Here is a 14,066-nt window from a genome sequence, read left to right as displayed (position 1 = left end):
TGGGCTTATTGTCTAAGTTTGCGTTCGGCTATCAGTTCTTTCAATTCGTTAATGCGACTTAAAGTGGTGGTTTCCTTGCAGTTGGCAATCACCATATTGAGCATGGAACCGCCCTGGTACATTTTTTCGTACACCTTGCAATGCGCGTCGCGGTAAGCGATCCACTGCCGCTGAGCCTCGATCACCAGCGTTTTATCGTCTTTGGATACGAGTTCGATCAGCTGCTTGTAAACCGCGTTAAGTTCCTGGTCGGCTTTCTGAAAACGCATCTGGGCGCACATATTCATCTCCGTCTGCGTCTGGGCGTTGTCACAGTTGGTAAAGACTTCCGGCGGGTGACCGATAATATCGATGTGTTCCAGGGTTGGACTTTGCGTACCCGGTTGCTGCGCCCAGGTACTGATTGCTGTCAGGCAACCCACTACCATACCGATGTACGTCGTTCTCATTGCAGTTGTTTCAGCCCGTTTAGGGAAGAACGGAAGGCTAAAAATAAAAATTGTTTTTGGTTTTAAAAGCGGTTTTTGAAAAACGCCGTTAATAGAACGGGGAGTTTTTCCATCTATTAACGTAAAATGGTGCCGGTCTATTAAGGTTAGCTATGGCAGAAATGTGTCTCGACAATCCATCCCGAACGTACCAGGCTTTTGAACATCCTAAGCAAGCTTTTGAAAGTCCGAAGGACTTCACTACGGATAACTCCGGATGCAATTCGGGGCAAGGAAAATGACAAAACTCCGGTTTTAGATATACTAAGTAAGCTGTTAAAAGTCCGAAGGACTTCACTGTGGATAACCCCGAATGCAATTCGGGGACTAGAAAATCGGAGGTGTAGCCGCAACCCCAGCGGGGTTGACTCAGTCTGCACCTATTCAACCCCGCTGGGGTTGGAGAGTCTGGTGGTGCGATTCTACCCCGAATTGCATTCGGAGTTATCCACAGTGAAGCCCTTCGGGCTACCAGTTAACAAGAAAGGCCGTTAAATTGCCTGGCAATTAATAACGAATGGAAAGCTTTCTGGCAAGCCTTTGGTTTGAAAGGCGGATAAGTCACGAAAAACAATTCTTTTGCTTTTTTACATTGCAACCCATCTCTTTGCATTTTTGAACTGATCGATGTCCATTCTGGTAAAAAACCTGACTAAAATATACGCCCAAAACGGCACAACAACCCAGCGGGCGGTCGACGCGATTTCATTTGCCGTTCAACCGGGCGAGATCGTGGGATTTCTGGGACCCAACGGCGCCGGAAAGTCCACCACCATGAAAATAGCGACGGCTTATTTGCCTCCTACCGAAGGCACGGTGGAAGTGAACGGTTTTGACGTTCGGACCAATTCGATCGATGTACGGCGAAGTTTGGGCTATCTGCCGGAGCATAACCCGCTGTACCTTGAGATGTACGTGAAGGAATTTCTGCAGTTTGCGGGTTCGCTGCACGGGTTGCGCGGGTCGGCGCTAAACCGCCGGATTGCGGAGATGATCGACCTGGTCGGCCTGCAACTGGAACAACGCAAAAAGATCGGGCAGTTGTCGAAAGGCTACCGGCAGCGCGTCGGACTGGCACAGGCCCTGATTCACAACCCACCGGTTTTGATTTTAGACGAACCCACCACCGGTTTAGACCCCAACCAGCTCACGGAAATCCGGCAGGTGATCCGCACCATTGGCCGCGAAAAAACCGTGTTATTCTCCACGCACATCATGCAGGAAGTCGAAGCGCTCTGCGACCGGGTGATCATCATCAACCGGGGACGGATCGTAGCCGATGGCTTGCTGAATCAGTTGCGGGAAACCTCCGACGGCGCCACTGTGGTCGTGGCCGAATTTGAACAGGATTTAGGCGACGAAACCGTTCTGCTGAACGGAATTCCGGGGGTGCGGCAAGTGGAAGTGCTGGACGAAAACCGCTACCGGCTGACGGCTGATAAAGGCACCGATCTGCGGGCGGCTGTTTTCCGCCTGGCCGCCGACAAAAACCTCACCCTGGTTGGGCTAAAACAGCAGGAAAGCAGTCTGGAGGGGATATTCAGGGAATTGACTTCAAATGAATAATGAACAATTAACAATGAACAGGCTGACGCGTGTATTCATTGTTAATTGTTCATTATTCATTTGAAAAGCTATTTCCTCGCCGATGCCAGTAGCGGATACTGGTCAAAGATGGATCGGACGATTCCCTTGAAGTAATTGTTCTTGAAATTCGGATTTCGGGTTACCCTCGACGCGTAGCCTTTCCAGATCACCTGATAGGTATCGGCGTCAATCAGGGAAATCATCAGCGTTCCTTCGTCGAGGTTGTAATCGATTCGTTTGTAGGTCGCGTCGCCGTCTTCGCTCACCACCCAGTCTTTGATAACCGGTTGTTGATAGCCCCTGAAACGCAGGTCGTTGCGGAAAATATTGTAGGAAATCAGCAGGTTGGGAGCACGGTTGGCGACTTTATAACCGCGGGCTTCCATCTGGTGGCGAATGGCTTCCTGAATATCTGAGCAGAGGAGAGTTGAATCAATATACTCGCATTCCAGAAAATTGAATGACTCGTAATTTTTAAAATGCCCTTCGTAGCTGTAATCGTGCTCAACGAATAATTTTCCAGGCATGCAACCGGCCAGCGAAACCACAGCCAGCAACACAAGGACGCCGATAAAATGTTTCATAAACGAACTGTTTAACAGGGTTGTAAAATTGAAGCTTATAGACAAACTGGTTAGAAAATGAATTGTATTATTTTTATTAACTTTTCTGTCTGCAAGTTCCAAAAACCGCGTGAACGGCCCGATTCTGCTTCCAGTTTAGGTTCGATAATAATCCAGTGCCCGGCGCATTTCTGATTTGGTTACCGGCACATCGTACGCACAGCTTCCCGGTCCGTCCAGCAGCGCCATTCGCACCTGGCCATTCCGGTTTTTTTTGTCCTGCAGCGTCAACATTAAAACCGGCTCCAGATCGGAGTCAGCAATGGTAACGCGTCCGTAAATTGAAAAAAGGTACTCCTCAATCTGTTCCAGCAAACCGGTATCGATCATTCCTTTCCGGTTGGCAATAAATGCTTCGGCAATCATACCGGCGGCAATGGCTTCCCCGTGCATCAACCGGCGTTTGGGATCGGCTAAAAAATGCGTTTCGAGCGCATGTCCCAACGTGTGGCCGAAGTTTAATATCTTACGAATTCCCTTCTCGTTTGGATCTTGCGCAACGATATTTTTTTTTATTTCGACCGAATGCGGCACCAGATCGTCCCAGTTCTGCTGATTCAAATCCCGGCGACGGATGATGTTCCATTTGGCCGCGTCGGCAATCAGGCAATGCTTGATAATTTCGGCAAATCCCGACCGCAATTCCAGCTCCGGTAATGTTTGAAAGAAAACCGTGTCGATCAGAACTGCTTCCGGTAATTTAAAGACCCCAATATGGTTCTTAAATCCGTGAAAGTCAATACCTAGTTTTCCGCCCACACTTGCGTCAACCTGCGACAATAAAGTGGTTGGAATCTGAATAAAATCGATGCCGCGTTTGTAAGTTGCGGCACAAAAACCGCCTAAATCGCCAATAACGCCCCCTCCGAGGTCAATCACCAACGCATGACGGTCAAATTCGGCGTCTGTCAAAGCCTGCCAAACCACTTCGCAGGTCGCCAGATTCTTGAAATGTTCTCCCGGCCGAATCATAATAATTTTATGTTTCGGTAAAATATTTTTTATAGCCGGATAGCAAAAACGCTTCGTATTTGCATCGACCAGCACCGCAATGGCCGAATAATTATGTTGTTTTAGAAAAGCCGACAAACTTTCGGCCAGGGGTGAAATCTGAACGGACATAAGGAGATGATAGAAAAATCGCTTCCAAAGGTAAGTCTTCGGAAGCGATTTCAATCACGTAGCCACGGACTTTAGTCCGTGAAATCCTCAACAAAAGTTAACATCTTAAATCACAAGAATCAAACGGACTAACAGTCCGTGAGTACTTATGAGATAACCTTCAGGGCGTCGGCGAAGTATTTCATCTGCTCCATCGTCCCGAGGCTGACGCGGCACCAGAACTGGCCATCGAATTTCCACTGCCGGACGCTCACGCCGTTTTCCATCATTTTCTTGGTGAAATCGTCGCCTTTCATCCGGATCGGGAACAGCACGAAATTGGTGCCCGAGGGCAGGTAGGTGTAGCCGTTCTGTTTCAGTGTGGTGTACAGAAACTCGCGGGCTTCCAGTCCTTTACCGAGGGAATATTTGATAAATTCGTCGTCTTTATAACACGCCAGAGCCGCCCGCAAGGTCGTCATCGTCAGGTTTCCGGTCCCCCCGCCCCATTTCGAAATGGCTTTCAGCGTATCCGGCTGGCCCACCATGTAGCCCATTCGCAAACCCGCCATGCCGTAGATTTTCGAGAACGTCTTGGCCACCATCACATTCTGGCCTTTCTTGATGTTTTCAATCACCGTGTATTTCTTCGGGTCGCCCGTGTAGTGAATGTAGGCTTCGTCAACGAACACCGGTTTTTTGGCCGAAACGCGATCCACAAACGTCCGCAGTGCCTCCGGATTGATCGTTACGCCCGTGGGGTTGTTGGGGTTACAGATGTAAACCAGACCGGTTTTGTCGTTCACCTTCTTTTCCATCTCTTCCAGATTGTGGTCGTAGGTGCCGCTGGTCAGGGGCACTTTGTCCCACGTCATGCCGTGCATCACGGCCGCCCGAACGAGTTGTTCGTAAGTGGGGTCGGCCGACAGCACGCTGCTGCCCGGATTGCTGTAGGCATACTGCAGGGCCGTTGCGTGCAGCAAGGCTCCCGAACCGGCCGAAAGCAGGATTTGCTCCGGTGCGACGCCCTCTTCCTCCGCAATCATTTTCTGCAACTGCATGCCGTACTGGAACGGATACAGAAAGCCTTCCGAAGCGGCTTCGTTGATGGCTTTGATCGCTTTGGGCGATGGCCCGTGCGGATTTTCGTTGGCCGACAAACGGGCCTTCAGCGCGGCTTTCGGAGCGGTTGGCGGTTGCACACCGGCCAGTTCTGCTTTGTCCAGCCAGGGTTCACAATAAGCCGCTGGAGCAGCTGCTAAACCTACACCGGCCAGCAAACCGGACCGGAGCCATTCACGACGATTAAGAGACATAGTACGAATTGTTAGATGAATTGTTTTCGTTTAGCAATGAGTAATAAGCGATATGTCAGTCGCCGAATCTTCTGATTTTCAGCCTGAACTGAAAACCGGGAGACCAGCGACTGACGGTATTGAATTTCTTAATTAACGCCCTGAACCCGCGACAGCCGGGCAAACGCCTGGCCCTTGTATTCGCCCGCCCAGGTCAGCGAAACACTGCTTCCGACGGCGGGCGCGGTAATGCCCAGTTCGGCCCAGGTTTTGGTCAGTGTCGCCTTACCGGTATTATCGGTTTTCAGGTCGGCAATGGCCGTTCCGTCCCGTTTGGTCAGTTTGAGCGCCAGCGAAGCCACCGGAATTGAGTCGATGCCGATCTTGTTGTTCAGGATGCCGCTCTTGTCAAGTTCCAGAATCTTGACGGTCATCACCACCGGCGCGCTGATCTTCGACGTCACCACCGGCTCGGCGGTTTGGCCGCCCCCGTCCGCAGCGCCGTCGACCAGCACCAAAACCGGTGCAACCACGCGATCCACAAACGGATCTTCTTTCTTTTCGCACCCGGCAAGCAGGCCACCGACGGCAACTAATCCACTCAATATAAACAGTTTATATCTCTTCATAAGTCATCTTCATTGTTAATTATTCATTGTTAATTCTTAACTCTTCACTATTTCTCCACCCACCACAATTTGGACTTCATATCGTCGGCTCCGCCCAGCAGCGAGATGCCTTTATCCAGACTTGCCTTGTTCAGCGAGTACTCCGAAGTCGGGTATTTCAGGCGGGTTGGCAACACGCCGTCGTTGGAGAAAACCGAGCGGGAATCTTTCGCTGGCAAAACCGGCAGGCCCGTTCGGCGGTATTCCGTCCAGGCTTCGATGGCCTGTCCGAACAACGAAATCCATTTTTGTTCCATGATCGTTGCCTTGGTGGCCGTGCCGACTTTCGCCAGGTAACCGGCCGGAACCGTCAAACCGTATTGATCGAACGAAGCCGCAATGCCCTTTTCCAGGTAGGTCTGGGCGCTGCCGGTGATGTCGCCGTCGAAAGCCGCTTCGGCCAGAATCAAGTTCAGTTCCGAAAAGGTCATGATTACGGCGGGAGCGGTCGGAGCCGTAAAGTAAGGACCTAAAACCGAGCTGGTTCCGAGGTAAGCCGTCGCCACCGCATCGGGCAGGCCGTTGGCGTGGCCTTCGTATTTACCGGCTTTGTTGGGCTGCGCGTAAACCGTAATCCGGCTGTCGCCCAGCTCGTTCAGCCGGTCTGCCAGCGTTTTGCTGATGTTCCAGTCGGTCCGGCCATCCTGAATCATGACCTGATGCCATTCGTTGTTGCTCGGCAATACGGCGGAGTTGGCCAGTCTGGCGTTGTCGGCATTGCTCGTAAAAACCGGATAGGTGGTTGGATTTCCCAGAATCTCGGCCATAATCGCTTTCGATTCCGCCGATTTCTTAACCGCCTGCCGGTTAGCCAGTTTCAACCGCAGGGAGTTGGCAAACTTTTTCCATTTCAGAATGTCACCGCCGTACAGAATGTCCCCGGCAATGGCCGTTCCCGCAACGTTCAGTTTTTCGTTGGCGGTTTTCAGGTCTTTCAGCAAACCGGCATAAACCGTCTCGACGGGATCGTAGGTCGGCGAATAATTCGGCGATTCGGCGGTTCCCTTCAGCGCGTCGGTATACGGAATCGGGCCATAAACGTCGGTCAGCAGCGAAAATACCCACGAACGCATCACCAGCGCCACGCCCTCGTAGTTGGCGTTTTCAAACTTGCCGCCCGGTCCGGCCAGCGCAATGATTCGCTGGTAGTTGACCTGGCCGTCATTGAAAAAACCCTTCCAGTTGTTGGTATAAAACCCTACCGAAACTTCGTAATTGTCGCCTTCATTCGAGTAAATGTTGCGGGTCAGGTACTGCATCCAGCACATTGCGCCATCCAGATTCAGGCGTTCAAAACGCGTCCGGACACCCCAATACCGGTCAATGGACGCTTCGAGGGCATACGGCAGCAGATACTGCGGGCTGATGGAGGTCGGGTCGTTCGGACTGACGTTCATTTTGTCAAACTCCGAGGTGCAGGAACCCGCCAGCGTGATCAGGCCAAGGCTGAGAAAAAGTGCTTTTATGATCTTCATCGTGAAATCTTTTTTCCGGAATTAAAATGACAGACTCAGGTTGGCGCCAATGCTGCGGGAACTGGGCAATTCGCCGTAGGCAAATCCCTGCGAGTTTCCACCAAACCGATCCACTTCAGGGTCGACATGGGTGGTGTTGCTGAACAGCATCAGCAGGTTGCGACCGACCAGCGAGACTTTCGCCGAACGAACCTTGATCCGGTTCAGAAAAGACGCGGGCAGTTGGTAGCCGATCGTCGCTTCGCGGAGTTTCACGTAACTGCCGTCGTAGATCGATGCTTCGTGGTAGCTGCGCGGGTTGTTGTAGCCAATCAGCGTTTTCGCCGGTACGATCACCGTGTTCGGCACGTAGTTCGGCGCTTCCTTCGTTCCGGCGTTGTAGACGCCTTTTCCGATCACGCCTTCCTCGCGGCCGATGGCGGTTTCTTCGTACTGCCCCGTCCAGCGGGCGGTTCCGGTTCCTTCGTCGAAAAAGTCGCCACCCCATTTCACATCAACCAGCGCTGAAACCGAGAAGCCCCTGAACGTCAGGCTGTTTAACCAGCCACCCGTCCATTTCGGCTGAACGTTACCCAGTGTGCGGGGCGTGGTCGAAACTACCGGCAACCCGCTCGCATTATAAATCCGCTGTCCGTCGGGCGCGTGGTCAAAACCGGTCCCGAAGAAACTGCCGTAAGGTTGTCCAACGCGTGCTTCGGTGATCAATCCCTGGCGGGTTGCCAGCGTGTAGGTTGTCAGGCCTTCGGCCAGTTCCAACACTTTATTGCGGTTGCGGGAGAAGTTCAGCGTAGTTTCCCACGTAAAACCGGTGGCGGTTTTAACGGGCGTTCCGGTCAAAACAATTTCAATCCCTTTGTTGGAAATTTTACCGGCATTCAGGATGCGGGAGTTATAACCGCTTGCTTTCGATATCTCAACGGCCAGAATCTGGTCACGCGAAACCTGGTTGTAATACGTTACGTCCAGACCAATGCGCCCTTTCAAAAACCGGGCGTCCAGGCCCAGCTCGGTTCCGGTGGTGATTTCCGGGCGAAGCGTTGAGTTGGCAATCTGGGTGTTTTCGTAGAATTCCGGCGTCGAACCCGCCCAGGAGGTTCCGGCCCGGAATGTTTGCAGCAACTGATACGGCAAGGCGTCGTTTCCTACCTGTGCCCAGCTCGCCCGGATTTTACCAAACGACAGAATGCTGCTCTGCAAATTCACCAGATCGGTGATTACGGCGCTCCCCGAAACCGATGGGTAGAAGTACGAACGATTGTCGGACGGCAGCGTACTCGACCAGTCGTTGCGGGCCGTTGCGTTCAGGAAGAGGGCGTTTTTGTAGCTCACTTCCAACGCGCCGAACACACTGTTCACCTGCGATTTTTCGATCCGGCTTTCGGCCGTGTTCCGGCTGGGGTTGGCGTTCGATGCGTTGTACAAACCGTCGACAACCAGCTCACCCACAGACAGATAGTTCCGTTTGTAGTAATTGGTCCGCGAAATGGCCCCGACCTGGACATTCGTCGCAAAGTCCGAATTGATCGCCTTATTGAACGTCAGGATCGCATCGTGGTTGGTTTCCTGCCGACGCAACACTTCTTCGGTGAAGGCTCCCGGCGTCCGGTTTCCGTTCCGAACGCGCTCGAAGTTGGTCACACTGATTCGGGTGTCGGTCCAGACGTCGGTTCCGCTCCGGGCCATCAAGGTTAAGAAAGGCAGAATCTTGTAATTAATGGCTATGTTACCCACCAGGCGGTCTTTTTCGTTGTTGGAAGGCAGCATTTCCGACGAGAAGAACGGGTTGGTAAAGAACGTGTGCTGCCAGTTGGGCGGATCGCTGTCGGCCGGTTTTCCGGGAAGGGCGCGCTGGATGTGAACGCTCGTGTAGTCGCGCCAGTTGCGGAGTTTGGCCCAGTCGGTTTGGCGGTGCGACCAGATGAACTCCTGGCCACTGGTGTAACTGCGGTTCCCTCCGTCTTTCACGTATTCGGCGGAGAGCGTCGCGCTGAATTTCGAGGTAAAATTGTAACCGGAATTGAATTTGAAGTTATTGCGATAAAAATCATTGTAATAGACCAGGCCCTTCTGATCCAGTCGGCCAATTGACAGGCGGAAATTGCCTTTATCATTACCGCCGGATACGGCCACAGTGTTGGTAATGGTTTGACCGGTTTGCCAGAAATCTTCCCAGTTATTAGGATTTGGCGTCAGCGGAGCCACTTCCTTGCCCGACCACCAGTGCCGAACCAGCCGTCCATCCATCGGTCCGCCCCAGCTTTCGTCGGTGCCTTCGGTGCCGGTCAGCGGTGCGCTTTTTCCGTAAGCCGCCTGGTATTGCTGTACTTCGAGCGGATCGGTAATGGCACCCGACCAGCCGTCGTTATACCACGTCCGGTAGCCGTTTCCTCCGCCGTAAATGTTCTGGAATTTGGGTTTGATCCACGGGCGCTCGAAGGTGACGTTGGAGTTGATTTCCACGCCGATGCCTTTGGTTCCGGCGCCGTTTTTGGTCGTAATCAGAATAACCCCGTTGGCCGCGCGCGATCCGTAGAGCGCAGCTGCGTTAGGGCCTTTCAACACGCTCATTTCCTTGATGTTATCGGGATTGACTTCCGAAATACCGGAACCGTACGTTTTGTCGAACGACTGCTGAATCGGTACGCCGTCGACAACGATCAGCGGCTGGTTGTTTCCCGAAACCGAGGAAGCTCCCCGGATCTGGATGGTCGAACCGCTGCCCGGCCCGCCGTTGGAACTCACGCGCAAACCGGCCACTTTACCGGATAAGGCATTGACGACGTTCGAAGAGCGGGCTTCGGTCAGCGACGCGCCTTTGATTTCCTGTACGCCATAGCCGAGCGATTTCACTTCCTTTTCAACCCCAAAAGCCGTTACGACGACTTCGGCCAGCGATTTTACGTCCGTTTTGAGGGTGATGTCAATAACCGAGCGGTTGCCGACGGCTACTTCTTCAGTAAGGAATCCGATGGAGCTGATCGTAATGGTTACATTTTCGGTGGGTATTTTCAGGGTAAATTTGCCCTGGTTGTCGGTCGTCGTTCCGGTTGTGCTGCCTTTGATAACGACGTTGGCCCCGGGGAGAGGCCCTTCTTCGGCTGCCAGAATCGTGCCGGTGACCGTACGTGTCTGAGCTGTGGCAACTACCAGCGACAACCAGAGCATCCCTACTAGTAGAAGTAGCGTTCTCCTCATAAATTAGTTCGGTTAAAAAGTTAATAAAGATGGCTAGTTGGACTCCGTTGTCATGCAAACCCGGTGCGTCGGACGGCCGGACACTGGCCGCTTCGCCGAACCGCCCTTCGCAACCGGGCGCATGGCAATGGCTGACAATCGGATTGCTCCGGATCAGTATTTTGTCCGACATTTCTGCTGCGGCTCGGTTCTGGATGAACAAAGCGCGGCCAGACCGGCCGAATAGTCGGTAAATCGATTGATTAAGGCTTAACGGAATGTTAGAACTGCGCTGAATTTCTCAGGCAGTAAACTCCGAACCGGGCTTGCTCCATGCAAGAACCGAGTGGTTCGGTTTGGGTCAATCCGGTAGTGCGGCCAGCGGATAGTCCCAGAAGAAAGAAGAAGTCACTGTGGTTTGTTGATATACCAAAAGTAAGCAAAACAATATATTCGCCAAATTTAATTGTTAATTTTTTAAGGATTTAGGAACAAAATTTTCAATAATTTATAATTTACCAAATATACCTATCGATAACACAAAATTATTTCCTTTTAAAATCCAACTTTTCAAACCAGTTATATTGCTACAGTCGGTACGGATTTGATAGGAACGCGGATTTGACGGATGTAACGGGTTCGCACGGATTTTTAATCCATTTAAATCCGTCGTATCCGTTCAATCTGTGTTCCTATCAAATACATATCAATCAACTTTCGCCCAGCAACTCGGAAATCGAGGTTCTGCGGAAGCCCAGGGGCGTTGGTTCGCCCGGATTTGCGATGCGAATTCCGCCCACTAATTCGTCCGTTTCCTGCACGGAAAGCACCTCCCAATCAAACAGGAAAATCTGTTCAAAATAGGCCGCTACTTCGGCATCCCGAACGAGCAGGCTGGCGTCCCGGTTAAACAGACTTCCTTCGTTGGTCAGATTATGACTGCCGAGCATGACCTCGGTCGAGTCGACAATAACGCCTTTGGTGTGGCACCTGCGCTGCACCCGGATAAAACCGGTATCAAAACCAAATGCCTTCAGGCGCTCCAGTAATTTCTGCTGACTGACGCCGTTTGCGGCCCCGAACTCCCGCGAATCGCGGAAGATAATCCGAACATCTAACCCGGCCTGCTGTTTGTTCTTTAACAGAGTAAAGAATTCTTCAAACTCATCCGCATTTTCCGCCAGCAGATTGAAGGACTGGTTTTCCAGGTAAATTTTACGGGTCGCTTTTTTAATCATGCTCATGGCGTGCGACAGGAATAAGCGCGTTCCCCGCGAATTCCGGTCCGGCGTCAGAAGCGGCTGAATTTCAAGCACCCGATCAACGACCAACGGATCAAAGTAATGCGCCTTGATCGTGCGCTCCGTTTCCTCGAAAAAAACCGCTTCCGGTACGAAGATATCAGGGAAAGTAAAGGCCATTGCTTCATCAACCGGAACCCGCCGGGCTTCCTGAAAATCATACTCGATGTAGTGCTGGAACAGCTGCGCCAGTTTCGCATTTTCAATAATGGCATGCCATTCCCGGTTATGCTGGCGGAGGGGCGTCATGGATTTCGACTGCTCGCCCGCCGGGTCGATGTCCGCCTGATTTGAGTCTTTCCAGTTGCCGCTCGACAACCAGACCTCTTCGCCGTCGCGCGAGGCCACTTTGATGTGATACGCCGAAGGAAACAGTTTTCCAGCCCCAACCGACGCCCAGGCCTGTTGAAATTTATCCCCGATCCGGGCTTTCATGTCGTTGACGGCCGCCTGTGTCCCCGCCCGCTGCGTAACCATCCTGAGCGTTGCCCCTTCTTTGGTCATCGCAGCCGCCAATGCGTCGCTGATGTGATTCGGTTCCCATTCGTACATGGTTGCCGTCAGACTCTGTTTGATGCGTCCGAAAAAAGCTTTCAAATTGGGAAAACCCGAATCCGGACTGACGTGAAAAATGGCTTTCATCCGCTCTTTCACCCGGACGAGCGAGAGTTGGGGCGGTTCCCGGTACTGGCCCGGTCGGGCGCGAAGTTCCAGGGCCGAAACATCGATTCCCAGGTGTTCCAGTTGATCCGCGAGGGCCGCCGTGCGAACATCGACGCCGATTTCCAGCAGTTGGGGCGGCAAAACCGGTTTTCCCGCTTTTTGTAAATCTGCAACCGGCAATTTCTCTTTCACCTCCACCACGACCACGCGTTCATCGGTAATCCAGCCCCGCTTGAACCGGTAGCCCGGCCTGACCGCAATGACGTCGGGATTGTTGGCAGTGGCTTCCCGGGCCAACCGCAATGCGTTTTCAAAGCGGTTTTCGGCAGAAATACCGGCGCTGGACACGGTCATTGGGTCCATACCGTCGACGGAACCGCCAAGTTTAACCGTAATTTCAATCGGGATTTGCAGCTGAAACGTATAACTTCCCGGCGTACCGGATTGAATGACTATGTTGTTGGATTGAACAACGGTTTGAATCGGCGGTGGGGGCGCTGTGGGTGGAATTGTTTTCGAACCGGGAAGTTCGCCGGATTGAACCCGATGCAGCAGCTCTTTTATTTTAGGTGCAGGCACGGCAAAATTAGCTTCCAGAAAAAGGCCGGAAAAATGCAGGCCAACGGCTTCTCCGTTTTTTAAATTGATTAATGCCGAACCGGAATTGCCGCCCAGCGTCGAACAATCGTGTTCCAGTTCATCCTCGCCAATCTCCAGCAGTTGCCCAGGAGCCAGTCGTTTTTTGTCGTAAACATCGCCAAAAATCTGGCGAACCAGATCCTGATCCGGCACACGCGGATCGCGGGCGGGATAGCCAATCGTAGCAATGAAATCGACATCGGTCAGGGTTTCAGCCAGCGGTATGGGAACAGCCAGCGGCCGGTCGCCCGCCCGGCGGGTCACCCGCAAAAAAGCCACATCCGGCTCGTCCGAAGCCGCAATCCAGAGGATGGAATTGATGGCGTATTCCAGGCTGGTCAGGCGCTGATCTTCCTCCAGAAAATCAATCTGCGAAGTCATGGGCAAGCCATTCAGGCCCGAACGAAATGTAAACCCCTGAGCGCCCTGCCGCCCGAATTCCCGGGCCACGTGGCGGTTGGTGACGATAATGTCCGGGGCAACCAGCCAGCCGGTTCCGACCCAGCTAAAATCCGGGTTGTTGCTCAGCTCGACCCGGCCGATGGCCGGTATCACCCGATCCAGAACAGTTTGAGCGGCCAGAATACGATCCCGCCAGACCTGGCTGTCCGGCCCCAGAAACTCAGTCGTTGCCTTGTTATCACGAATTACCAGAACGGGCCGGGCCTGCGGCCTGACGATGGTTTCCGTCAACAGTTTATTCACCGGTGTCACAATGGATCGATCGGCCGGGGTGCCAGCGGCTACGGTTGCCATCAGCCCTTCCGGAAAGAGCCCTCGCTCTTCGATAGGCGGTATCAGTTTTTTCTGCAACTCGGCGTAAAGTTCAGGATCGCGAGCCTGATAGCTGCTGATCGACTCCTCAACGTGTTCGTTTGAAACCGTGCTCATAGCTGTAACAGTTAGGGTGGTAAGTTTTCAGGAATTTGCGGGATGACCGGCCATGCCTTTCCGCCTTCCGGACGGAGTCCGGGCTGTTGGTCCGGAAAATTGATTGGGCGTAAATTGAGTCGGTAAACTACTCAATAAGAAGGGGATGATGTCTTTACTAT

General features: G+C 52.7%; 10 protein-coding genes. 2 read left to right on the top strand and 8 right to left on the bottom strand.

Annotated features, from left to right (window positions below; genetic code table 11):
* Positions 1-5: 5 nt before the first annotated feature.
* On the bottom strand, positions 6-449 hold the full coding sequence (locus tag GJJ30_RS05835) for a lysozyme inhibitor LprI family protein (protein ID WP_154174132.1): 444 nt from the start codon (positions 447-449) through the stop codon (positions 6-8).
* A 666-nt stretch (positions 450-1,115) separates the two neighbouring features.
* On the opposite strand from GJJ30_RS05835, the gene gldA reads away from it, so the two are divergent.
* Positions 1,116-2,054: a gliding motility-associated ABC transporter ATP-binding subunit GldA gene (gene gldA, locus GJJ30_RS05830; protein WP_154174130.1), complete on the top strand. Its 939-nt coding sequence runs from the start codon at positions 1,116-1,118 to the stop codon at positions 2,052-2,054.
* Between the two features lie 68 nt (positions 2,055-2,122).
* On the opposite strand, the gene GJJ30_RS05825 is transcribed toward gldA, so the two are convergent.
* From GJJ30_RS05825 to GJJ30_RS05800, 6 genes are all read right to left on the bottom strand, one after another.
* Positions 2,123-2,659: a DUF4136 domain-containing protein gene (locus GJJ30_RS05825; RefSeq protein ID WP_205880534.1), complete on the bottom strand. Its 537-nt coding sequence runs from the start codon at positions 2,657-2,659 to the stop codon at positions 2,123-2,125.
* 135 nt (positions 2,660-2,794) lie between these two features.
* Positions 2,795-3,820, bottom strand: a complete 1,026-nt coding sequence (aroB, locus tag GJJ30_RS05820) for a 3-dehydroquinate synthase (RefSeq protein ID WP_154174128.1) — start codon at positions 3,818-3,820, stop codon at positions 2,795-2,797.
* A gap of 146 nt (positions 3,821-3,966) precedes the next feature.
* A complete protein-coding gene (locus tag GJJ30_RS05815) occupies positions 3,967-5,115 on the bottom strand; it encodes a pyridoxal phosphate-dependent aminotransferase (protein ID WP_154174126.1) in 1,149 nt (382 codons plus the stop codon).
* Between the two features lie 128 nt (positions 5,116-5,243).
* Positions 5,244-5,723: a hypothetical protein gene (locus GJJ30_RS05810; protein WP_154174124.1), complete on the bottom strand. Its 480-nt coding sequence runs from the start codon at positions 5,721-5,723 to the stop codon at positions 5,244-5,246.
* A gap of 47 nt (positions 5,724-5,770) precedes the next feature.
* Positions 5,771-7,237, bottom strand: coding sequence for a SusD/RagB family nutrient-binding outer membrane lipoprotein (locus tag GJJ30_RS05805; RefSeq protein WP_154174122.1), 1,467 nt, complete (start codon positions 7,235-7,237; stop codon positions 5,771-5,773).
* Between the two features lie 21 nt (positions 7,238-7,258).
* Positions 7,259-10,432: a SusC/RagA family TonB-linked outer membrane protein gene (locus GJJ30_RS05800; protein WP_154174120.1), complete on the bottom strand. Its 3,174-nt coding sequence runs from the start codon at positions 10,430-10,432 to the stop codon at positions 7,259-7,261.
* 52 nt (positions 10,433-10,484) lie between these two features.
* Here GJJ30_RS05800 and GJJ30_RS05795 point away from each other — a divergent pair, with 52 nt between their 5' ends.
* On the top strand, positions 10,485-10,658 hold the full coding sequence (locus tag GJJ30_RS05795) for a hypothetical protein (RefSeq protein ID WP_154174118.1): 174 nt from the start codon (positions 10,485-10,487) through the stop codon (positions 10,656-10,658).
* 463 nt (positions 10,659-11,121) lie between these two features.
* Here the strand turns inward: GJJ30_RS05795 and GJJ30_RS05790 are convergent, their stop codons facing one another.
* Positions 11,122-13,905, bottom strand: a complete 2,784-nt coding sequence (locus tag GJJ30_RS05790; RefSeq protein ID WP_154174116.1) for a phospholipase D-like domain-containing protein — start codon at positions 13,903-13,905, stop codon at positions 11,122-11,124.
* Positions 13,906-14,066: the final 161 nt, after the last annotated feature.

This window comes from Larkinella terrae (assembly GCF_009668025.1).
Taxonomy (GTDB): domain Bacteria; phylum Bacteroidota; class Bacteroidia; order Cytophagales; family Spirosomataceae; genus Larkinella; species Larkinella terrae.
Note: the sequence above shows the minus strand (reverse complement) of the source record. Positions and strands in the feature narration are given on the sequence as shown.